This is a genomic window from Cellulomonas sp. KU4C (assembly GCF_056868065.1).
This window is the reverse complement of sequence record NZ_CP200322.1, coordinates 718,766-741,478: the sequence shown is the minus strand read 5'-3', so window position 1 is coordinate 741,478 and position 22,713 is coordinate 718,766. Positions and strand designations below refer to the sequence as shown.

Genomic DNA, 22,713 nt, shown 5'->3' with positions numbered 1-22,713 from the left:
GGCATCCGCGCTGCCGCAGGGGATCGGCTCGCCCGGCGGCGCGCACCCGGGTGAAGTTCGCCACAGGGGTCGCGTCCGGACCCCTCGCGACCGATGGGAGGTGTACGCGCTGGTCCGCCGCCGGCGGCGCGGACCGCCGTGACGAGCCCGAGGGAGGTGCGGATGCCGCTCGACGCCCGTCGGCGCGCCCGTCGCCGGCTGCGCTTCATCCTCGCCGTGCTGATCCCGCTCGGCCTGGTGCTGACCCTGGCGTTCTCCGCGCTCGACGCGCAGCAGCAGCGCGAGCGGATCCACGCCGCGACCCGCGCGCAGCTCGCCGTCACGGCGGAGTCGGTCTCCGGCCGCGTGGACGTGCAGACCCGGCTGGCCCGCGCCGCCGCCCGGCTGCTCACGCCCACCGAGGCCACCTCCTGGGACGACGGCGTCGCGGCGTGGGACGTGCACGTCGAGGTGCTGGGATCCGCGGAGGGAGCCGTGTCGGGCGGCGGTGCCGACGGCACCGCCGGTGTCGCGACCGCCGGGATCGGCTGGGTGGCGGCGTCCGACGGGGCCGACCCCGCCGCACCGGTGCACCTCGCGCCCGCCGGGACGACAACCCCGCACGGCGTCACGGTCGGCGGCATGGTCCGCTCGGGCGCGCCGTCCCTGCTCGACGGCCTGGTCGCGGGCACCGGCGCCCCCTCCGCGCTGTCCGCCGTGGCCGCGGCGCTCACCGTCGCGCGGGACACGGGCCGGCCCGCCCTGTCGGCCGTCTACCCGGTGGACGCCCTGACCGCCGACAGCCACCCGGCCGACACCGGCCTGGTGGCTCGGGCGGGTTCGGCGGTGGGGCCGGAGGCCGCGGTGGTCGCTCCGGTGTACGACGCGCCCGCCCCGCCCGACGACGTCGCCGCACGGCAGCGGCTGCTGCTCGGCTGGACGGTCGTCACGTTCCGGGTCGCCCCGCTGCTCGACCAGGTGCCCACCCGGCCCCGCGACGCGATCGTCGTGCGCGACGGCGCGACCGTGCTGGGCGAGCTCGCGGACGGCACGGCGGGCACGGTCCCCGCCGCCGCACCGGACCGCGCCGGCTCCGGGACCGCGCAGACCCTCGACGTGCCCGTGGCCGGCCGGACCTGGACCCTCGTCGCCGCCCCGCAGGCCGAGCCCGGGCCCCTCGCCTGGTTCCCGCTGGTGCTCGGGCTGCTGCTGACCGGGCTGGTCGTCGGGCTGATGGGCTCCCGGGCCGCAGCGGAGGTGCGGGCGGTGGTGCTCGCCGCGGAGCGGACCCGGGCGCTGGCGCTGCGCACCCGGGACCTGGAGTCGATCACCCGCAACACGCCCGACGCGCTCGCCCGGGTGGACGCGGACGGCTGCCTGCAGTTCGTGAACGAGGCGATGCGGCGCGCGGCCTCGCTCACCGAGGACGACCTCGGGCGCACGGTCAAGGAGCTGTCCGGTCGGTCCGCGGTGATGGACGCCGTCCGCGCGCTCGCGCACCACATGATCGCCCTGGGCACCGAGCCCGGGGTGGACGTCGACGCCGACCCCCGGCGCCTGATCAGCATGTCGGCGCCGTCCGGCGGCCACTGGTACGACGTGCGCGCCGTCCCCGAGCCCGGGCCCGACGGGGGCGTCGACTCGGTGCTGGTGGTGGCGCGGGACGTCACCCGGTTCCGCGAGGCGCAGGACCGGCTCACGCACGCGGCCACGCACGACTCGCTGACCGGCCTGCCGAACCGGGACCTCGCGCGCGAGCGGGCCGTCGCGGCGCTGGCGACCTCGCGGGAGGGCACGGCGCTGCTGCTGCTCGACCTCGACCGGTTCAAGCTCGTCAACGACTCCTACGGCCACGTGGTCGGCGACGAGCTGCTGCAGCGGGCCGCGGGCCGGGTCGCCGCGGACCTGCCGGACCGGGCGACCGCCGCGCGGCTCGGCGGCGACGAGTTCGTGGTGCTGCTGCCCGACGTGGACGCGGCGACGGCCGAGCGGGTCGCGCGGCGGCTGGTCACCGCGTTCGACGAGCCGTTCGTGCTGCGCGACGAGGAGTTCGCCGTCGGGTGCAGCGTCGGCGTGGTGCACGCCGAGCCCGGCGCGATGCCCTGGGACGAGCTGCTGCGCTGCGCCGACGTCGCGATGTACGGGGCGAAGGCCGCCGGCGGCAGCACCCACCACTGGTACGAGGAGCACGGCGCCGACCACGCGCGCCAGCGGCTCACGATGGCCGCCGACCTGCGGCGCGCGGTCGAGGAGGGCGAGGTCACGCTCGTCTACCAGGCCGAGGTCGACCTCATCACCGGACGCGTCGAGGGCGTCGAGGCGCTGATGCGCTGGACCAGCCGCACCCGCGGGCCCGTGTCCCCGGCGGAGTTCATCCCGGTGGCGGAGGAGACCGGCCTGATCGGCGACCTCGGCGCGTGGGCGCTGGACCGCGCGCTCGGCGAGGTCAGCGCGCACAACCGCCGCACCGGGGCGGACCTGCGCGTCTGGGTCAACGTCTCCCCGCGGCAGTTCGCGGCCGCCAAGGACCGCCCGGACCTGGTGACGCTCGTGGTCGACACGCTCGCCGCGCACGACGCGCCGCCGAGCTGGCTCGGCATCGAGGTCACCGAGAGCGCGCTCGCCGACGACGCCCGCGCCGTCCCCATGCTGCGGGCGCTGCGCGAGACGGGCATCGGCGTCGCCATCGACGACTTCGGCACCGGCTACTCGTCGCTGTCCCGGCTGCACGACTACCCGGTGACGCTGCTGAAGATCGACCAGTCGTTCGTGCAGGGGCTCGGCGGCGGCGGCCCGGTGGGCTCGCGCGCGGGCGGCGTGGTCGAGGCGATCGTCGCGCTCGGCCGGTCGCTGGGCGCCGACGTGATCGCCGAGGGCGTCGAGGACGAGCCCCGGTACACGGCGCTGCGGTCCCTCGGCTGCGACCTCGCGCAGGGCTACCTGTTCGGGCGGCCCTCGGCGTTCGAGCTGGCCGTGCGGCCGGTCGACGTGCCCGGTCCGGCGCTGCCGGGGATGGTCGGCGCGAGGCCGCCGGCGTTCCGGACGGTGCGCTGAGCCTCGGCCCCGGCGCCGTCGTCCGTGAAGGGATCGGCTCCCGGCACGGTCGCCGACGCCGGTAGCAGCAGCATCCAGCTCGCGCAGACCGCGGCCAGCAGCGGGACCGCCAGGCCGATCCCCGTCGCGGGGATGACCACGCCGGAGTCGTTCAGCGCGAACCCGATGCCCAGCGTGACGGCGAGCGCGATCAGGCCCTTGAGCAGCATCGGCGCGTCCGTGGCGAGCCGGCGTACGGGCGCCCCGCCGGACAGCCACGCGTACGGGCCGCCGTCGGGGGCGCTGACCGCCGACCGCGCGGGCCGCCCGACCAGCAGCACGACCAGCAGCAGGCCGCCGATCGCCAGCAGCGTCTGCTCGCTGCCGAACAGGATGCCGAGGTTCGCCTGGCCCTTGCGCAGCAGCACCGTCCACAGGCCGCCGTCGAGCACGGTCTCGATGAACGCGCCGAGGTGGGTGCGCTCGTCCGGGGGGCGCAGGTAGTCGAGGGTGGCGATGCCGATGACCGTCACCGCGCCGGCGGCGAGCACCAGCAGGACCCGGCGCCAGTTCAACCGGATCCCGGCGGCCAGCAGCGCGAGGATGCCGAACCCCGGCACCAGCGCGGGGGGGCCGCCGAAGTCCGCGCCGATGCTCGGCGTGCCGTTGACGACCGTCGCGGTCACGCCCATCACGGCCACGACGCCGACCGCCAGGCCGCGGCGGCCCCGGCGGAGCAGCGGGTCCGCGAGCGCGACCGTCGTGAGGATCATCGCCGTGGCGAACAGGGCGAACGCCGGGTTGCCGAACCCGTAGAACCGGCCCGCGACGAGCGACCCCGGCCCCATCATCGAGTCCAGCGCGAGGCGGGCCCCGGTCGCCACGTCGACCGCGAGGACCAGTGCCGTGACCGCGCCGACCACGCCCAGCGGGCCCAGCAGCCGCGTGCGCCACCAGGGCGCCGCGAGCGTGAGCGCGGTGATGAGCGCGGCGAACCCGACGACCACGACCACCAGCGCCCACGCGGGCGAGGACGACCGCCACCACGGGACCAGGTTCGCCAGGAACGTCGACACCGGCACCGCGGCCACCAGCACCGCCGCGACCCGCAGGCCGTGCAGCACCCGGCGCGGGTGCTCGGGACCGGCGTCGTGCCCCGGGCGGAGCCGGTGCAGGAGGTCCAGCCACCAGCGACGGACCCGGCTGTTCAGACCGACCATCACCAGCAGGTACAGGGCGAGGTTCGCGCCGACCCACCACACGTAGAAGCTGCCGACCAGGGGCTTGGCGGCCTGCGCCTGGCGGTTCTGGTCCATCAGGTACGCGACCCGCTCGCCCGCGGTCGCGTCGTCCGGCGAGAACCGGATGCCCGACCCGACCAGCGCGCCCGCGGGGGCGCGGTCGCGGACGCCCAGCGCGTCGAGCACGGTCGGCGCGATGTCCGTGGCCTGGAGGTAGCCGGGCTGCCGGGTCGACTGCGAGCCGATCGTGCCACCCGCGTAGACGCCCCCGGACGGCGTCGGACCCGTCGCGGCGGCGACCTGCAGCTGCGCGCGGCGGCTGGAGTCCGCGAGGGAGAACAGCAGCACGGTGATGTCCGTGCGGGACGCGGCGACCGCGTCGAGCACGGCGCCGACGTGCGCGTCGATGGCCTGGACCTGCTCCGCGCGGGTGGGCTCGATGACGACGTCCGTCCCGGACACGTCGGGGGCCTGCTCGCCCTCGCCGGTCGCGGTGCCGTCCGCCTCCGAGCGACCGCGCGTCTGGTAGCCCGGGTCCCGCACCACGCCCGCGTCGACCACGACCAGGCGGGACGTGGCGAGGGCGTCCCCGACGACCGCCTCGAGCGCGTCGGCGTCCGCGGGCTCGCGCACGTGGGTCCCGACGGGCATCCCGTCGGCGCCGGCCAGGGCGATCGCCGCGCCCGGCCCGACGCCCGTCGCCGTCACCCCGGCGGCCGCGACGGTGTCGCCCAGCAGCCCGAGGCGGGAGTCGTACGGCGAGGCGTCGGTCGCGTCGAGGTAGTCCTGCCACCCCGGCACCGCGCCGTTCGCCAAGGGGTCGCGCAGCGTGCGGCAGGTGCCGTCGGCGACCCGCACGTCGTCCGAGCGCCCGCCGGCCGAGACCGCGAGCCAGCCCGCGCTGGGGCAGGTGTACGACCAGCGGCTGCGCACCACCGTCGTCCCGACCGACGCCTCGCGGGACAGCTCCCACAGCGACGGCGTCGTGAGCGACCCGAGGTCGTCCCAGCGCAGCCCGGTCACGCCGAGCAGCACCACCGGCTGCTCGGGCGCGGGCTCCTGCGCGGCGGCGGCCGTCGGGGCGGCGGTCAGCCAGCCGGTGCCGACGGCGACCAGCGCCAGTGCGACGGCGAGCAGCCGGGCGCCGGGCGCGCGGCGCCGCGCCGGCTGGGGCGGTCCGCCCGGGTCGGACGGGCACGGCACGGGCGTGGACAGGAGCACCGTGCCAGCGTACGGGCGCACTACTGTCGGTCGCGTCGTGCCGGGCGTCCCCGCCCGCACGTGCACCCGCGCCGCACAGGGCGCTCACCGCGTCCTCACGAGCGCCGCCCGCACCACCCGGAGGTCCCGATGCCCGGCCGCACCCGCTACGCGTACCTCGGACCCGCGGGCACGTTCACGGAGGCAGCGCTCCGGCAGGTCGCCGACCCGCGCGAGGCGGAGTACCTCCCGCAGGCCGACGTGGTCTCCGCGATCGAGGCGGTCCGCACCGGGCAGGCCGACCGCGCCGTGGTCGCCATCGAGAGCACCATCGAGGGCGGCGTCACGGCGACCCTCGACGCGCTCGCCGTCGGCAGCCCGCTGGTGCTGCACCGCGAGGTGCTCGTGCCTGTGGGCTTCACCCTGGTCGGGCGGCCCGGGGTCGCGCTCGCGGACGTCCGCCGCGTCGCCGCGCACCCGCACGCCTGGGTGCAGTGCCGCCGGTGGCTCGCCGCGCACCTGCCCGGCGCCGTGCACGTGCCCGCGACCTCGAACACCGCGCCCGCCGCGCTGCTGGCCGAGGCCGCCGGGTCGCCCGACGCCGGGGAGGCGCTGGGCTTCGACGCCGCGCTCGTCCCGCCCGCCGCGCCGACGCACTACGGGCTCGACGTCCTCGCCGACGGCGTCGCCGACAACCCCGACGCGGTCACCCGGTTCGTCGTCGTGGGCCCGCCGGGGGAGGTCCCGCAGCCCACGGGTGCCGACAAGACCACGCTCGTCGTGCACCTGCCCAGCAACGAGGCGGGCGCGCTGCTGACGATGCTCGAGCAGTTCGCGGCGCGCGGCGTGAACCTGTCGCGCATCGAGTCCCGGCCGATCGGGGACTCGCTCGGCCGGTACTCGTTCTCCCTCGACGCCGAGGGGCACATCGCCGAGGAGCGGATGGGCGAGGCGTTCATGGGCCTGCACCGGGTGTGCCCGCTGGTCCGGTACCTCGGGTCCTACCCGCGGGCCGACGGCCGCGCCGCCGACGTGCACCTCGGCACCGCCGACCCCGACTTCCGGGCCGCGCGGGACCGCCTGCGCTCCGTCCGCGGCGGCACGTCGGTCTGACGCGGCGCCGCTCCCGGGCCGCTGCCGCTCCCGGGCCGAGGACCGGGCCGAGGACGGGGCCGGGCCCTCGCTCGGGGACGGCGAGGTAGGACCATCGGGCCGAGGTAGGTCCGTAGGAGGTGCGACCTCGGCCGGGACGTCCGATCTCGGCGGGTGCGGGTGCGGGTGCGGGTGCGGGTCGGGCGCGGTGCGGGTGCGGGTGAGGCGGGTCAGGGGTGCGCGACGCGGACGACCAGGGCGCCCGGGTCGACGCGCGCGGACAGCTCCGTGACCTGGCCGATCACGTCGCCGTCGACCTGCACCCACTCGCCGCCGTCGATCTCCACGTGCACCTCGCGGGCGCGGGCGTGGTCGATCCGGCCGATCTTCGCGGGCAGCTCGGTGCGGACGCCCACGCCCTGCAGGACCACCTCGCCGAGGAGCTGCGCCCAGCCCGCGACGCCGCCCCGGGTGTCGATCGCCGCGACGTCCAGCCAGCCGTCGTCGAGGACCGCGTCGGGCAGCAGCGTGATGCCGCCGGGCAGCCGGCCGCAGTTGCCGATCAGCAGGCTGCGGACCCGGGCCGGCTCGGCGTCCTCGTGGTCGAGGCGGACGGTCGTGCGCAGGCGGCGGCCGTGCAGGTGCTTGATGCCGGCGACGAAGTAGGCCATCCAGCCGACCCGCGCCTTGAGGTCGTCGTCGGCGTCCGCGACCATCGCCGCGTCGAACCCCACCCCGGCGATCACCAGGAAGATGTGGTCCCGCGGTACGTCGGTGTCCGCGGGCAGGTCGTCGGCGGCCTCGGCGATGTCGTCGTCCACCCCGGACTCGAACTTCAGCACCCGCAGCCAGCCGACGTCGATCGTGCGGTCCGTGCCGTCCAGCGCGATCTGCAGCGCGGCCAGCGGGTCGCCGATCGGGATGTCGAGGTTCCGCGCCAGCAGGTTCCCGGTGCCGACCGGGACCAGCCCCATCGGGACGCCCGTGCCGACCAGGCCCTCCGCGACCGCGCGCACCGTGCCGTCGCCGCCCAGCGCCACCACCACGTCCGCCCCGCGGGCGACCGCGTCGCGCGTCTGCCCGACGCCCGGGTCGTCGAGCGTGGTCTCCAGCCACAGCGGCTCGGGCAGGTACTGCTCCGCGCACGCGCGCCGCACCTGGGCGCGCAGGTCCGGCACGTCGGGCTTCGAGGGGTTCGCGACGAACGCCACCAGCGGCCGGTGCGGTGCCGGCTCGTCGGGCGCGGACGCGGTCCCCACGACGGTCCCGGTCCGGCGCGTCGGGGCGGTCCGCCGCCAGACGACCGCGGAGACCCCGAGGGCCACCACGGACAGCACGGCGGCGACGAGCGCGAGCCATCCTTCCCAGGTCATGCGCCGAATCTACGGCCCCGCGTCCCCGTCCCGCGCGGGGTGGATCCACCCGGGACGGCGCGCCGGGCGTGTCGAGCGCGACCCCGCCATCCCGGACCGGGTGGATCCACCCGGGGGACTGGGGGCGGGCCGGGGTGGCGGCGGTCGGTACGCTCGCCTGGTGATCGATCTGAAGCTGCTCCGGCAGGACCCCGACGTCGTCCGCGCCAGCCAGGTGGCCCGCGGGGACGACCCGGGGCTCGTGGACCAGGTGCTCGACGCGGACGCCCGCCGCCGCGCCGCGCTCACCGACTTCGAGCAGCTCCGCGCGGAGCAGAAGTCCCTGGGCAAGCAGGTGGCGTCCGCGCAGGGCGACGAGAAGCAGGCGCTGCTGGCCCGCGGCAAGACGCTCGCCGAGCAGGTCAAGGCGCTGCAGGCCGACGCCGACGCCGCGGAGGCGCACGCCACCGAGCTCGCGCGCCGGATCGGCAACGTCATCGAGGACGGCGTCCCGGCCGGCGGCGAGGACGACTACGTCGTGCTGCGGCACGAGGGCACCCCGCGCGACTTCGGGGCCGAGTACGGCGCGGACTTCCGGGTGCGCGACCACCTCGAGCTCGGCGAGGGCCTGCAGGCGATCGACACCGAGCGCGGCGCCAAGGTGTCCGGCGCGCGGTTCTACTACCTGACCGGGATCGGCGCCCGCCTCGAGCTCGCGCTGCTGAACGCGGCCGTCGACCGCGCGCTCGCCGCCGGCTTCACCCCGGTCATCACGCCGACGCTGGTGAAGCCCGAGATCATGGCGGGCACCGGGTTCCTGGGTGCGCACGCGGACGAGATCTACCGCCTGGAGGCCGACGACCTGTACCTGGTCGGCACCAGCGAGGTGGCGCTCGCGGGCTACCACTCGGGGGAGATCCTCGACCTGTCGGCGGGTCCGCGGCGGTACGCGGGCTGGTCGGCGTGCTACCGGCGCGAGGCCGGGTCGTACGGCAAGGACACCCGCGGCATCATCCGGGTGCACCAGTTCCACAAGGTCGAGGCGTTCAGCTACACGACCGTCGAGGACGCCGCCGACGAGCACCGCCGCATCCTGGGCTGGGAGGAGCAGATGCTCGCCCTGGCCGGCCTGCCGTACCGGGTGATCGACACGGCGGCGGGGGACCTGGGGTCGAGCGCCGCGCGCAAGTTCGACTGCGAGGCGTGGCTCCCGAGCCAGGAGCGGTACCTCGAGCTGACCTCGACGTCGAACTGCACGACGTTCCAGGCCCGGCGCCTCGGCGTCCGGGAGCGGACCGCGGACGGCGAGGTCCGTCCGGTCGCGACCCTGAACGGCACCCTCGCGACGACCCGCTGGATCGTCGCGATCCTGGAGAACCACCAGCAGGCCGACGGCTCGGTCCGGGTGCCGGAGGGGCTGCGTCCGTACCTGGGCGGCCTCGAGGTCCTCGAGCCGACGGCCCGCGCCACCACCGGAGGCGGATCCCGATGACCCACCCGCGCACCGCGGCCGGCACGCTCGTCGCGCTGGACGTCGACGGCACGCTGCTCACCTACGACGGCGTGGTCTCGGACGAGGTGCGCGGCTGCCTGGCGTCGCTGCGGGACGCGGGGGCGCACGTCGTCCTCGCGACCGGTCGCGGCGTGCGCAGCGCGGTCCCGGTGGCGCAGGACCTGGGGATCACGTCCGGCTGGGTGGTCTGCTCGAACGGCGCCGTGACGGCGCGGCTCGACCCGTCGCTGCCCGGCGGGTACGAGGTGACCAGCACGATCACGTTCGACCCGGAGCCGGCGCTCCGGCTGCTCCAGATGGAGCTGCCCGACGCGCTGTTCGCCGTCGAGGACCTGGGCCACGGGTTCAAGGTGTCGCGGGCGTTCCCGGAGAACGAGCTCACGGGCGACCAGACGGTGGTGCCGTTCGACGACCTGGTGGCCGAGCCGGCGACCCGCGTCGTCGTCCGGGACCCGGGGAGCACGCCGGAGGAGTTCCACGCGCTCGTCGAGCGGGTCGGCCTGCACCAGGTGTCGTACGCGGTCGGCTGGAGCGCCTGGCTGGACCTCACCCCGGGCGGGGTGTCGAAGGCCAGCGCGCTGGAGGAGGTCCGGCGCGCGCTGGGCGTCGAGCCGTTCGCGACGGTGGCGGTGGGCGACGGCGGCAACGACGTCGAGATGCTGCGCTGGGCCGCCCGCGGGGTGGCGATGGGGCACGCGTCCGAGCACGTGCGGCTCGCGGCGGACGAGGTCACCGGCTCGATCGACGACGACGGCGCCGTCGCGGTGCTGCGCAGCATCGGGCGCTGACGGGCCCGACGGGCACTGACAGGCGCTGACCGGCACTGACAGGCGCTGACGGGCACGTCAGTGCTCGTGCGCGCGCGAACCCAGCGTCCCCGGGACGGCACGTGCCGTCCCGCACGATGCGGTCGCGCTCCCACGGCAACCCGGTGTCGATGAGGGTGGACCCGCCCGGTCGGCGCAGAGCACAATCCCCCGCATGGCTCACGGCATCGTGGACGTGGCCCGGGCGGCCGGGGTGTCCACCGCGACCGTCTCCCGCGCGCTGCGGGGCCTGCCGAACGTCACGGCGGCCACGCGCGAGCGGGTGCGTCGTGCTGCCGACGAGCTCGGCTACGTCCCGTCGCCGTCCGCCGCCTCGCTGGCCTCGGGCCGGACCCGGACGATCGGCCTCATCACGCCGTGGGTGGCGCACTGGTTCTTCGCGAACGTGATCGAGGGGGCCGAGCGGGCGCTGCGTGCGGAGGAGTTCGACGCGCTGCTGTACACGTTCGAGGTCTCCCGCGAGCGGCGGCGGCGCCCGGTCGACCCCGACGTGCTCCGTCGGCGCGTGGACGGGGTGCTGGTCGTCGGCCTGCCGCTGGAGGCCGAGGAGGTCGCGACGCTGGAGGGCCTGGAGCTGCCGCTGGTGTTCGTCGGGGCCGGGGCGCCCGGCCAGGTGACCGTCGGCGTCGACGACGTCGCCACGGCCCGGCGCGCGGTCGCGCACCTGGCGGACCTCGGGCACGTCGTGATCGCGCACCTGAGCGGCGAGCCGGACGACACGCTGCCGTGGTCGCCCGCGGTGCGGCGGGCGCAGGGCTGGCAGGCGGAGATGCGGGACCGGGGCCTGGCGCACGCCGGGCTGGAGGTGCACGGGCACTTCGACGTGCGCGGCGGCCGGGCGTCGATGCACGCGCTGCTGGACCGGCGACCGGACGTGACCGCGGTGTTCGCTGCGTCGGACGAGATGGCGATGGGCGCTGTCCTCGCGCTGCGCGACCGGGGGCTGCGGGTGCCGCAGGACGTGTCGGTCGTCGGGGTGGACGGGCACGAGATGGGCGAGCACCTGGGGCTGAGCACGATGGCCCAGAACGCGCACGAGCAGGGGGTCACGGCGGCCACGATGCTGCTCGAGATGATCACCGGGACGCCGGTCCCCGCGGACGTCGTGTTCCCGACGGTGCTGGTCGACCGGGGTTCGACGGCCCCTCCCTGTGACCGAATTGTGACCACGGTCTAGCCCGAAGTGGTTGTGCGCGAGCCATGTAAACGCTTGCATGGTGCCCACGCACCGAGGCGTCCCCCGCCTCGGGCTACCACGACGAGGTGGAGGCAACGCATGACCAGGATTCGTCGTCGCGGCACAGGTGCCGCGATCGCCGGCGGGCTCGGGCTGGCGCTCGCGCTCACGGCTTGTTCCGGTGGCGACTCGGGAGGCGGCAGCACGGACGACTCGGGCGGCGACACGGGCGCCGCGTCGGAGATCGACTGCGCCCCCTACGAGGAGTTCGGTGACCTCGAGGGCACGACCGTGTCGATCTACACGTCGATCGTCGAGCCCGAGCAGCAGACCCAGGAGGACTCCTACGACCCGTTCGAGGAGTGCACCGGCGTCACCGTCGAGTACGAGGGCTCCCGCGAGTTCGAGGCGCAGCTGCTCGTCCGCATCCAGGCCGGCAACGCGCCCGACATCGCCTACCTGCCCCAGCCCGGCCTGCTGAAGACGATCGTCCAGGACTTCCCGGACGCGATCGTGCCCGCCCCCGACGCGGTGAACGCGAACGTGGACGAGTTCTTCACCGAGTCGTGGAAGGAGTACGGCTCGGTCGACGGCACGTTCTACGCGGCCCCGCTCGGCGCGAACGCCAAGTCGTTCGTCTGGTACTCCCCGGCCATGTTCGAGGACGCCGGCTACGAGGTCCCCGAGACCTGGGACGAGATGATGGACCTGTCCCAGCAGATCGTCGACGACGGCGCGATGCCGTGGTGCGCGGGCGTCGAGTCCGGTGACGCCACGGGCTGGCCGGCCACCGACTGGATCGAGGACGTGGTGCTCCGCACCGCCGGCCCCGAGGTCTACGACCAGTGGTACACCCACGAGATCCCGTTCAACGACCCGCAGATCGTCGACGCGTTCGACACCGCGGGCGAGATCCTCAAGAACGACGAGTTCGTGAACGCCGGCCTCGGCGGCGTCGACTCGATCGCGACCACCCCGTGGACCGACGCGGGCTTCCCGATCCTCGACGGCACCTGCTGGATGCACCGCGCGGCGAACTTCTACGCCACGCAGTGGCCGGAGGGCACGGAGGTCGCCGAGGACGGCGACGTGTACGCGTTCTACCTGCCGACCAACCAGACCGACATCAAGCCGGTCCTCGGCGGCGCGGAGTTCGTGGCGGCGTTCGACGACCGTCCCGAGGTCCAGGCGTTCCAGGCGTACCTGTCCAGCGCCGACTGGGCCAACGCCAAGGCCAAGGCCACCCCGATGGGCGGCTGGGTCAGCGCGAACAACGGGCTCGACCCGGAGAACCTCGCGACCGACTTCGACAAGCTGTCGGCCGAGATCCTGTCCAACCCCGACTCGGTGATCCGGTTCGACGCGTCCGACCTGATGCCGGGCGAGGTCGGTGCCGGGACGTTCTGGACCGGGATGGTCAACTGGTTCACCGGTTCGTCGACCCAGGAGGTCACCGACCAGATCGAGGCGTCCTGGCCGGCGTCGTCCTGACCGTCAGGCACTGATCGGAACCGGCCTGCCCGGCCGGACGGGGGACCTCCCTCGTCCGGCCGGGCGGGCCGACCTGGCTCGGAGGGGCACATGGACTGGTTGACGAATGCGAGCACGGTGGGCGAGAAGTTCGCCCTGATGTTCGTGGCGATCGCGTTGTTCGTGGTCGTGATGGGGGCGATCCTCTTCCTGGTCGACCGACCGAAGCGGATCCCGAAGTGGGTCGTGGCGACCGCGTTCGCCGGGCCCGCGCTGCTGCTGCTGGCGTGGGGCCTCGTGCGGCCCGCGCTGATCACGATCTGGAACTCGTTCTTCGACCGGCGGGGCAACGAGTTCGTCGGGCTGGACAACTACCAGCGCGCGGTGACCGAGGGCCAGTTCCAGAGCGTGCTGGCCAACACCGCGGTCTGGGTGATCCTGGTGCCGATCGGGTCCACCCTGATCGGCCTGGTCTACGCGGTGCTGGTCGACCGCACCCGGTTCGAGCGCCTCGCGAAGGCCCTGGTCTTCATCCCGATGGCGATCTCGATGGTCGGCGCGTCGATCATCTGGAAGTTCGTCTACGAGTTCCGCCCGAACCAGCCGGGCGTGAAGCAGACCGGCCTGCTCAACCAGGTGCTGGTCTGGATCGGCCTGGAACCCCAGCAGTTCCTCATCAACGGGCCCTGGAACACGATGTTCCTCATCGTCGTGATGGTGTGGATCCAGACCGGGTTCGCGATGACGGTGCTGTCGGCGGCGATCAAGGCGATCCCGGACGACATCGTCGAGGCCGCCCGCCTGGACGGCCTGCACGGCGCGAAGATGTTCCGGTTCATCACGGTGCCGTCGATCCGGCCGGCGCTCGTGGTCGTGCTCACCACCATCGCGATCGGCACGCTCAAGGTGTTCGACATCGTCCGGACCATGACCGGTGGGCAGTTCGACACCCAGGTCATCGCGAACGAGTTCTACACGCAGGCGTTCCGGCAGAACAACCAGGGGCTGGCCGCCGCGCTCGCGGTGATCCTGTTCATCCTGGTCATCCCCATCGTGATCTACAACGTGCGGCAGCTGCGCAAGTCGGAGGAGATCCGATGACCACCACCCCCCTCCCGCCGACGGCACCCGTCGGCCAGGCGATCGACGAGACCGCGTCGGGCAACGGGCAGCTGCGCGAGCTGAGCCGGCTCGAGAAGCGCGCGATCGCCACCAAGGGCAAGCTCTCGTCGCCCTGGGCGTCGTTCATCGCGATCCTCATCGCGATCCTGTGGACCATCCCCTCGGTCGGTCTGCTGGTGACGTCGTTCCGCCCCGAGCTCGACATCCGGCGCTCCGGCTGGTGGTCGGTGTTCGCTGGCCTGTTCAACGGCGAGGCCGAGTTCACGCTCGACAACTACGACCAGGCGCTCTTCGGCTCCGGGGCGAACCTGGCGACGTACTTCGTCAACTCGTTCGTCATCACGATCCCGGCCGTGATCATCCCGATCACCATCGCGCTGCTCGCGGCCTACGCGTTCGCGTGGATCGACTTCCGGGGCCGGAACCTGCTGTTCGTGGCGGTGTTCGCGCTGCAGGTCGTGCCGCTCCAGGTGGCGCTGGTGCCGCTGCTGCGCGACTACGTCGGGTTCGGAATCGAGGGCTCGTTCTGGACCGTGTGGCTGTCGCACTCGATCTTCGGCCTGCCGCTGGCGATCTTCCTGCTGCACAACTTCATGAAGGACATCCCCGCCTCGCTCGTCGAGGCGGCGCGCGTCGACGGCGCCGGGCACGTGAAGATCTTCTTCCAGGTGCTCATGCCGCTGCTGGTGCCGGCGATCGCCGCGTTCGGGATCTTCCAGTTCCTGTGGGTGTGGAACGACCTGCTGGTCGGCCTCACCTTCGCGAACACCGGCTCCCGGCCGCTGACCGTGGCGGTCGCGGAGATGGCGGGCAGCCGCGGCGGCGACTGGCACGTGCTCACCGCGGGGGCGTTCATCTCGATGGTGGTGCCGCTGATCGTGTTCATCTCGCTCCAGCGGTACTTCGTCCGCGGCCTGCTGGCGGGGTCCGTCAAGGGCTGAGCCGCCGGTCGCGAGCCGTGCGCCCCGGTCCCCGCCGTCGTGGGGGCCGGGGCGTCGTGCGTCGTCAGCCGATCATCGCGGACAGCGCGTCGTGGACGGTGTCGAGGTCGGCGCCGAGGTCCCGGGCGTTCTCGGCCAGCGCGTCGACGGCGTCGGCTGCGTGGTCGTCCAGGTGGTGCGCGACCTCCGCGAACGCGAGCCGGGACCGGTCGACCAGGTTGCGGCACCGGCGGTACCCGTCCTCGGCGGCCTCCAGCACGGCGTCCGCGAGGAAGGTGTCGCGCAGGTACGGGACCAGCTCGTCGACCAGGTCGGGCAGCTTCGCCCAGCGTGCTGCGCACCCGGCGGATGTCGTCCTCCACGCGCTCGAGCTCGACGCGGACGCACGTGGTGACGTACTCCAGCTCGTCGTCGAACCGGCGCAGGTCCCCGGTCGAGCCCGCGGCGGTCATGGCCAGGCCGACGGGGGTCAGCAGGTACGCGCCGATCCCGGCGCGGACGCCCCGGAGCGCGGTCGTCAGTGCCAGGCCGACGACCTCGACCGCCGCGACCGCCACCGTGCACGCCAGGTCGAGCTGGGACAGCAGCTCCGCGAGGTCGGAGGCGAGCTCGCGGGCCAGGGTCCCGGCCGCGTCCTGCCGCTGCTCGACGGCGTCCCGGAGCGACCGGGCGCGGGCGTCGGGCACGGACGGCGACGCGGACCCGGCCGGCCAGGGCGGCGCGCTCGCCGGCAGCGCGTCGGGCGGGCAGGTGCGCCCGGCGATGGCGGCGGCGAGGTCCTGGTCGACCTGGGCGAGCGCGGTGCCCAGCGTCTGCGTGCCGGCGGCGAACGCCAGCCACTTGTCGTCGACGAGGCGCAGGTCCGCCCGCAGGTCCTCGCTGCTGTCGAGCAGCGACCGGGTGAGGTGGCGGGACTCCGCGAGGAACCCCTGCTCGCACAGGTCCCAGACCTGGACGGCGCCGAGCCGGGTGGCGAAGTCCGCGACCCGGCCGCACCCCGCGGCCAGGTCGGCGAGCGCGTCCAGCACGGGATCACGCAGCGGGGTCCAGAGCACCCGCAGCGGCCCGGGCGGCCGCATCCGGACCCACGGGGACCGCAGCGCCCGGTCGATCTGCTCGACCACGTCGGACATCGTGCGGCGCACCGGCCGGTAGGCCTCGTCGACGTCGGCCGCGAACGACTCGCGCATCTGCGCGGCGCGCCGGTCGAGGTCGTCCTCGTGGGCGCGCAGGGTGTCGGCGACGTCGTCGAGCTCGGACGCCAGGACCGCGACGAGGTCCTCGCGCTGCCGGGACAGGCTCGCGCCCATCCACCCCAGGACGTCCGCGTCCACCGCGACCGGCGCGCCGGGCCGTCGCAGCGCCCCGTGGCCGTCGGACCGGAGCACCACGCCGGGGTGGAACAGCGAGAACGGCACGCCCATCGACGCGTCGTAGACCCCGTCCGAGCGGTCGCTGCCGACGTGGTTCGCCCCCAGGAACGCGAGGTTGAACCCGGTGCCGGCGATCCGCACCTGCTCCCCGAGGATCCGGCTCTCGAGCTTGCCGGCGACGACCGCCCGGTGCAGCGGGTCCGTGGGGGTGATGTAGTTGCGCACCTGCGGGGCGTGCACGTCCGCGACGGCGTGCGGGACCGGTGCGGGGTTGACCGTCACGGCCCGGATCCGGGGGTTCTTCGCGGACACGTAGGCGGCCAGCCCGCCGCCGAGCGAGTTGCCGCAGACGGACGACACGACCTGGCCGCGGTCGCGCTCCACCTGCAGGACGTAGGCCTCGGCGGCCGCGAACTGCGACGGCGTCAGGGAGGTGATCAGGGCGATGTCCTGGCGCACGTCGGTGCCGCCCTGGGTGCCCTGGAAGCCGACGGTGAGCTCCAGGGTCGCCATGTTGCGGAAGGTGAAGGCGTCCAGGCCGGTCACGGTGTCGTGCTTGACGTCGACCACGACGAACGGCTTGCCGTTGGGGTCGACGACGGCGCCGCGCTTGAGCTCCTTCTCGTAGCTGAACCTGCTCGCGAGGTCCATCAGGTCGTCGTCGTCCGTGCCCGGTCGCCCGGTCACGGTGCCGACTCCGGCTCGGTCGTCTCGTCGTCGCGCCAGTTGATCGAGCCGCCGTCGAGCGTCTCGTCGACCCGCCACTCGACCCGGTCGCGGTCGGCCCAGACCCCGACCTCGTGGTGGAAGTCGTTCCCGTCGCGGGTCATGAGGTGGGTCGCGACGCGGACGTCCCAGGCCGTGTACGGCGCGAAGAGGGGGTGCGCGCGCAGCTCGTCCGCGAGGCGCAGGGTGTCCTCACGGGTCACCTCGGCCGCGGGGTCGGTGTGCACCAGGTCGATCTGGATCGACCAGGTGAGGTCCCCGGCGACGGCGTCGACGATCGTCCGCCACTCCGCGTCCGTGCGGTCGTGGTCGTCGCGGTAGGCGAGCTCGATCGCGTCCTCGGCGGCCAGCCTCGCCGGGACGTCTTCGAGCCGCTCGCCGTCGAACCGGAACCGGAACGTCCGGTCGGGCCGGGACATGGCCTCCGCGTAGCCCTCGGGGAGCGGCGCCAGGTGCGGGTACGCCGTCGCCAGGTGGTCGCGCAGCGCCTGGATCTCCGCCCGGTAGGCCAGGTGGTAGATCGAGTCCACGTCGAAGGGCGACAGCACGTCCCCGCCGCTGCGCGAGATGTGCGCCTCCGACTTCAGGGTCCCGTCCGCCTCGATCTCCACGAACTCGTACGACGCCACGATCGGCTCGTCCGCGGTCCGCCACTCGACGTTCGCCGCGGAGTAGGGGTACCCGGTGCTGATCCCGGTCATCCGCACCTCGCGGCCGAGCTCGCGCTCGACGTACGGCTGCACGACGGAGTAGATCTGCTCGCGGTGCTCCCAGACCTTGCGCTGCAACCCCGGGGTGCGGGAGTCCTCCGGGCGGAAGTACCCCAGCCGCTCCTTCTCGGCCACGGTCACGAGCACGGGTTCGTCCGGTCCGATCGCGTCCAGCAACGGCACCACGGCACAGCCTCCTGACGTCAGGACCAGCGCCGCGGCCGCCAGGACCGCGCACCAGCGTCGTCGATGATCGCCTCGCACCGTCGCGACGCTAATGCCATGTGCGGGCGCGCCGAAAGTACCAACATCGCATTCCTGACTATTCGGGCGACATTGCTGACGCAATGCCCGAGATGTTCCCTGTGGTCCTGCTCGCCGGGCGTCGCACGGGTGTCGGTGCGGCCCGCGTACAGTCGGCCACCGGCACGCCAGGGCGACGGGAAGGGCCACGAGATGCGCGGCGAGGGGCCGACCCGATGACCCCGGGCGCCGGCGCGGGTCGCGCCCTCGGCCGGGTGCCCGCGCCCGGGCTGTTCCTGGTCTCGGGCCTGGCGCAGTACGGCGGCGCGGCGCTCGCGGTGGCCCTGTTCGCCGTGGTGGCCGCGCCGACGGTCGCGTGGCTGCGGATCGCGGTCGCGGCCGTGGTGCTGCTCGCGTGGCGGCGCCCGTGGCGGGCGCGGTGGACCCGGGCGGAGCTGGTGACCGCGGCGGCCTTCGGCGTGGTGCTGGCGGCGATGAACGTGACGTTCTACGTCGCGATCGACGTGCTGCCGCTGGGGACGGCCGTCGCCATCGAGTTCCTCGGGCCGGTCGCGGTCGCGGCGGTCACCGGTCGGACGTGGCGGGAGCGGGCGGGCATCGTCGTCGCCGCGGCGGGAGTGGTCGCGCTGGCCGGCGTCGAGCTGCGCGCCGGTGGCGAGGACGGCGTGCGCGGGCTGGTCGCCATCGGGCTCGCCGCGGCCTGCTGGGCGGGGTACATCCTGCTCGGGCGGCGCGTGGCGGTGGGCCGGGCCGAGGTGGACGAGGTGCCGGGCGCCGGCCCGCGCCCCGACCCCCGGCCCCGCCCCGACCCCCGGCCCCGCCCCGACGGCATCGCCTCGCTGGCGGTCGGCATGACCGCGGGCGCGCTGGTCGGCGCGCCGTTCCTCGCCGCCCCCGCCGCGCCGGTGCTCGCCGACGCCGGTCTGGCCGCGGCGGTCGTGGGCATCGCGGTGCTGTCCTCGGTGGTGCCGTACGCGATCGAGCAGGTGGTGCTGCGCCGGGTGAGCGCGGCGACGTTCGCGGTGCTGCTGGCGATGCTGCCCGCGACGGCCGCGGTGGTCGGGGCGGTGGCGCTGCGGCAGCTGCCGCACGGGTGGGAGGTCGTGGGACTGGGATGCGTGTCCGTGGCCATCGTGCTGACGGCGACGCGCCGGTCGCCCGACCCGGACGTGCGGGACCGGTGAAGATCCGGTCGGACGACTTGGTCAACTGACCTGAACTGCCTACGGTGGGGTGGTCCGCTCGTCGTCCCCGCCGTCAGGAGCCGTCATGGTCGTCGTCACCCCCGCCGCGCCCGTCCACGTCGACGAGGCAGCCCACGTCCTCGCCGGCACCTTCCGCGAGGACGCGCTGATGTCCTCGCTCGTCGGCGGCCGCCCCGCCGACCGCGAGCGGCGCCTCACGCACCTGTTCCGTGCGCTGGTCCGGCGCGGCCTGCGGCACGGCGTCGTCGACCTGGCCCGCGCGGAGGGAGACCCCGCCGTGCTCGGTGTCGCGGTCTGGTCGGCGCCCGGGCACCGGTCGGAGGGCCTGCTCGACCTGCTGCGCGACGTCGGCTCGTACGTCCGGGCCCTCGGCGTCACCGGCCTGCGCGCCGGGGCGGCGTTCGACCGGCACCTGCACGCGTCCCGGCCGGGGGAGCCGCACTGGTACCTCGGGGCGATCGGCAGCAGCGCCGCGGCCCGCGGTCGCGGCATCGGCTCGGCGCTGCTGCACACCCGTCTCCGCGCGGTGGACGGGTCCGGAGCGCCCGCACCCGCCTACCTGGAGGCGTCGACCGAGCGCAGCGCCGCCCTGTACGCCCGGTTCGGGTTCGTCCCCACCGGTAGGGTGGCGGGCTTCGGCGCGACGGCGCCGATCGCCATGTGGCGCTCCGGCGCGCTCGACCGGGACCTCGCGCGGCAGTCCTGACCCCGGCCCGAGGAGACCCGACGGTGGCACGCACGACCCGGGAGCACCGTCCCGCCGCCGAGCGGCGCGAGCAGCTGCTCGACGCCGCCGTCGAGGTGATGCGCGCCGGCGGCGTCGGCGCGGCGACCACCCGCGCGGTCGCCGAGCGTGCCGGCCTGCCGCAGGGGGCGTTCCACTACTGCTTCCGGTCGAAGGACGAGCTGTTCGCGGCGCTCCTGGAGCGGGAGCTCGACGCGTCGCTCGGCCGGGCCTGGGACGCCGTCGCCGGCGGCACGGACCTCCGGGCCGGCATCGCTGCGGCGCTCGGCGCGGTGCTCGACCGGGTGCGGTCGGACCCCGAGTACCACCTGCTGACCGCCGAGCTCGTGGCCGTCGCCGCCCGCACGCCCGACCTCGCGCACGTCGCCCGCCGGGAGCAGGTCGCCTACGCCGAGCACGTCGAGGAGATGCTGGACCGTTGGCAGCAGGACACCGGTGCGGTGCTGGCGGTCCCGGCACGCGCGCTGGCCGAGACGCTGGTCGCGGCGTCGACCGGGGTCACGACGGCGTGGCTGAGCACCCGGGACGACGCCGCGGCGGACGCCTCGGTGGCCCTGCTCGCCGCGGGCCTGGGTGGCGCGGCGGCGCGCTGACCCGCCATGCCACCCCGTCGCGCCCCCCAGCCCGGCGCCGCCACCCCGCGTCAACCGCGGAGCCTCCGAGCGCGGACGAGCAGCGACCCGGCCAGCACGAGGACCAGACCGCCGACGGCCCACACCAGCACCGGGGCACCGGTGGTGGCGAGCGCGCCGACGCCGGCGGGATCGGGGTCGACGGTCCCGGGCGTCGCGGCCGTGTCCGCGGTCGCCGCGGGCACCGCGCCGGGCAGCGGGAGGCCCGCGAGCTCGACGACGTCGGACGTCACGCTGCCGGCGCAGCTCGTGAACACCGCGCGCAGCCGGGTCCCGTCCTCGACCCGGGCGGCCAGCTCCTCGGAGGTCGCGCCCACGACGTCGGCCCAGTCCGACCCGGGCGCGGACCGCTGCCACTGCACCGTCGGCGCGGGGTCGCCCTCGGCCGCCGCGACGAGCCGCACCTCGGTGCCCGTCCCTGCCGCCGGCGGGGCCACCGGCTGGAGCGTCACCGTCGGCGAGGTCCCCGCGGTGAAGGCGTTCGTGGACGTCGTCGTGGTGACGTCCAGCAGGCGCGACGTGACGGTCACGTCGACGGGTCCGCACAGGCCCGCGGGCGTCGTGACCGTCCAGCCCGCGGCGTCCTGGCGGAGGTCGGTGCCGGGCACGCCGCCGAACGCGACCTGGGTGACCAGGGGCTCCGGTCGCAGCGCGACGGGGACGGTCGATCCGTCGGGCCCCGCCGGCTCGCCGAGCTGGCCGACGGTGTTCTGGCCCCACGTGTAGGTGAGGCCGTCCGACCCCTGGGCGACGGTGTGCCGCAACCCGGCGGCGACGTGCGTGAACGTCACGCCAGGGGGAGTCCGGACCAGCGCCGGGGTCGGGCTGTCGTCCGTGGTGCCGTGGCCGACGCTGGTGCCGTCCCCCCATGCGTAGGTGAGGCCGTCGGACCCGATCAGCACCGAGTGGTACTGCCCGGCGCCGGCCGAGAGCCCGCGGACGCCCGCCGGCAGCGCCACGGGTACCGGGCTCCACCGGTCCGTCGTCGTCCCGTCGCCGAGCGTCCCGAAGATGTTGTGGCCCCACGCGTACGCGTCGCCGTCGGCGGTCAGGCCGAGACCGTGCGTGGAGCCGGCCACGACCCGGGCGAAGGTCACCCCGACGGGCGTGCGGACCGGGACCGGGACGGAAGACGCGGTGAGGTTGCCGGTGCCGAGCTGACCCCGGGTGTTGCTGCCCCAGGCGTACGTGACGCCGTCGGACCCGACCGCGTAGGCCACGCTGGTCCCCAGCGACACCTCGCTGAAGGTGACCCCCGGGGGCGTCGTCACCGCGACGGGCGAGGCCGCGTTCTCGGTCGTGCCCGTTCCGAGCTGGCCCCAGTTGTTCCGTCCCCACGCGTACAGCGTCCCGTCGGACGCGGTCGCGACGGTGAACTCGCCGCCCGCCGCGACGGCCGTGAGCTCGACGCCCGCCGGCGCGAGCACGCGCACCGGGACGGAGGAGTCGGCGGTCGTGCCGTCACCGAGCTGCCCGTTCGCGTTGCTGCCCCAGGCGTACGTCGCGCCGTCCGAGCCGACCGCCACCGTGTGCGACCCGCCGGTGGCGACCTGGGTGAACGAGACGCCCGCCGGTGCGAGCACCCGGACGGGACGGCTCGTCGACGTCGTCGTGCCGTCGCCGAGCTGGCCGGCGACGTTGTCCCCCCACGCGACCGCCGCGCCGTCGGGGTCGAGCAGCACCGTGTGGCGCCCGCTGCTTCCCCCGCCCACGGGGGACAGGACGAGGTCGGTCCGCTCCGGGAGCGGACCGGCGACCAGGGTCCCGCCCGCCGTGGGGCCGTGGTCGGGCGAGGGCAGCGCCCACGCGGCGGACGGTGCGACGAGCACGACGACCGCGGCCAGTGCGGTGGCCCCTGCTCGGCGGAGGCGCGCCGACGCCCTCAGTGGTGCGGACATGGTGGTCCCGTTCGTTCGGTGGTCCGGCGCCAGGGCCGGGCCGGGCGCGTCCCACACGGCGTGGCTCCCGGTCGACGGGGACGCTAGATCCGCTCCGGTACCCAGGCGGGACTGCTGACGTCACCTACGCACGACCTGACCTGCGGCGCCGCGATCGGCCGCGGCGCAGCTGAGCGGTGGTCCGCCGTCGCCCCCGACCACCTACGCAGTGCC

General features: G+C 75.0%; 15 protein-coding genes. 11 read left to right on the top strand and 4 right to left on the bottom strand.

Annotated elements, in window-relative coordinates; translation table 11 throughout:
* Positions 1-162: 162 nt before the first annotated feature.
* Complete coding sequence (locus tag AC1VL8_RS03430) at positions 163-3,033, top strand: bifunctional diguanylate cyclase/phosphodiesterase (RefSeq protein WP_483074149.1); 2,871 nt, start codon at positions 163-165, stop codon at positions 3,031-3,033.
* On the opposite strand, the gene AC1VL8_RS03425 is transcribed toward AC1VL8_RS03430, so the two are convergent.
* Positions 2,916-5,474 carry a hypothetical protein gene (locus AC1VL8_RS03425; protein ID WP_483074148.1) on the bottom strand — a complete coding sequence of 853 codons (2,559 nt, stop codon included), beginning with the start codon at positions 5,472-5,474 and terminating at the stop codon, positions 2,916-2,918. The two genes, AC1VL8_RS03430 and AC1VL8_RS03425, sit on opposite strands and share 118 nt — an antisense overlap.
* Before the next feature lie 129 nt (positions 5,475-5,603).
* Here AC1VL8_RS03425 and pheA point away from each other — a divergent pair, with 129 nt between their 5' ends.
* Positions 5,604-6,566: a prephenate dehydratase gene (pheA, locus tag AC1VL8_RS03420; RefSeq protein ID WP_483074147.1), complete on the top strand. Its 963-nt coding sequence runs from the start codon at positions 5,604-5,606 to the stop codon at positions 6,564-6,566.
* A 209-nt stretch (positions 6,567-6,775) separates the two neighbouring features.
* Here pheA and AC1VL8_RS03415 read toward each other — a convergent pair whose 3' ends face one another.
* Entirely contained in the window at positions 6,776-7,918 is a 1,143-nt protein-coding gene (locus AC1VL8_RS03415; protein WP_483074146.1) for a diacylglycerol/lipid kinase family protein, read from the bottom strand.
* Positions 7,919-8,078: 160 nt separating this feature from the next.
* Between AC1VL8_RS03415 and serS the strand changes: the two genes are divergently transcribed.
* The 6 genes from serS to AC1VL8_RS03385 all read left to right on the top strand — a co-directional run bounded on the left by serS (position 8,079) and on the right by AC1VL8_RS03385 (position 14,947).
* On the top strand, positions 8,079-9,389 hold the full coding sequence (serS, locus tag AC1VL8_RS03410) for a serine--tRNA ligase (protein WP_389232437.1): 1,311 nt from the start codon (positions 8,079-8,081) through the stop codon (positions 9,387-9,389).
* Complete coding sequence (locus AC1VL8_RS03405; protein WP_389232434.1) at positions 9,386-10,198, top strand: HAD family hydrolase; 813 nt, start codon at positions 9,386-9,388, stop codon at positions 10,196-10,198. Before serS ends, AC1VL8_RS03405 begins: the two co-directional genes overlap by 4 nt.
* A gap of 193 nt (positions 10,199-10,391) precedes the next feature.
* Positions 10,392-11,414: a LacI family DNA-binding transcriptional regulator gene (locus AC1VL8_RS03400; protein WP_483074145.1), complete on the top strand. Its 1,023-nt coding sequence runs from the start codon at positions 10,392-10,394 to the stop codon at positions 11,412-11,414.
* Positions 11,415-11,513: 99 nt separating this feature from the next.
* The gene (locus AC1VL8_RS03395; protein ID WP_389232428.1) at positions 11,514-12,905 is read left to right on the top strand and encodes an ABC transporter substrate-binding protein; all 1,392 of its coding nucleotides are present in this window, start codon (positions 11,514-11,516) and stop codon (positions 12,903-12,905) included.
* Between the two features lie 90 nt (positions 12,906-12,995).
* Positions 12,996-13,985 carry a carbohydrate ABC transporter permease gene (locus AC1VL8_RS03390; RefSeq protein ID WP_389232425.1) on the top strand — a complete coding sequence of 330 codons (990 nt, stop codon included), beginning with the start codon at positions 12,996-12,998 and terminating at the stop codon, positions 13,983-13,985.
* Positions 13,982-14,947 (top strand): carbohydrate ABC transporter permease, encoded by a 966-nt coding sequence (locus AC1VL8_RS03385; RefSeq protein WP_483074144.1) that lies wholly within the window; start codon positions 13,982-13,984, stop codon positions 14,945-14,947. Before AC1VL8_RS03390 ends, AC1VL8_RS03385 begins: the two co-directional genes overlap by 4 nt.
* 2,056 nt (positions 14,948-17,003) lie before the next feature.
* Here the strand turns inward: AC1VL8_RS03385 and AC1VL8_RS03380 are convergent.
* Positions 17,004-17,942: a hypothetical protein gene (locus AC1VL8_RS03380; RefSeq protein ID WP_483074143.1), complete on the bottom strand. Its 939-nt coding sequence runs from the start codon at positions 17,940-17,942 to the stop codon at positions 17,004-17,006.
* Between the two features lie 332 nt (positions 17,943-18,274).
* Here AC1VL8_RS03380 and AC1VL8_RS03375 point away from each other — a divergent pair, with 332 nt between their 5' ends.
* From AC1VL8_RS03375 to AC1VL8_RS03365, 3 genes are all read left to right on the top strand, one after another.
* Positions 18,275-19,204 (top strand): EamA family transporter, encoded by a 930-nt coding sequence (locus AC1VL8_RS03375; protein ID WP_483076178.1) that lies wholly within the window; start codon positions 18,275-18,277, stop codon positions 19,202-19,204.
* A gap of 85 nt (positions 19,205-19,289) precedes the next feature.
* On the top strand, positions 19,290-19,931 hold the full coding sequence (locus AC1VL8_RS03370; RefSeq protein ID WP_483074142.1) for a GNAT family N-acetyltransferase: 642 nt from the start codon (positions 19,290-19,292) through the stop codon (positions 19,929-19,931).
* A gap of 23 nt (positions 19,932-19,954) precedes the next feature.
* A complete protein-coding gene (locus AC1VL8_RS03365) occupies positions 19,955-20,563 on the top strand; it encodes a TetR/AcrR family transcriptional regulator (RefSeq protein ID WP_483074141.1) in 609 nt (202 codons plus the stop codon).
* Between the two features lie 50 nt (positions 20,564-20,613).
* Here the strand turns inward: AC1VL8_RS03365 and AC1VL8_RS03360 are convergent, their stop codons facing one another.
* Positions 20,614-22,500, bottom strand: a complete 1,887-nt coding sequence (locus AC1VL8_RS03360) for an RCC1 domain-containing protein (RefSeq protein ID WP_483074140.1) — start codon at positions 22,498-22,500, stop codon at positions 20,614-20,616.
* Positions 22,501-22,713 lie beyond the last annotated feature (213 nt).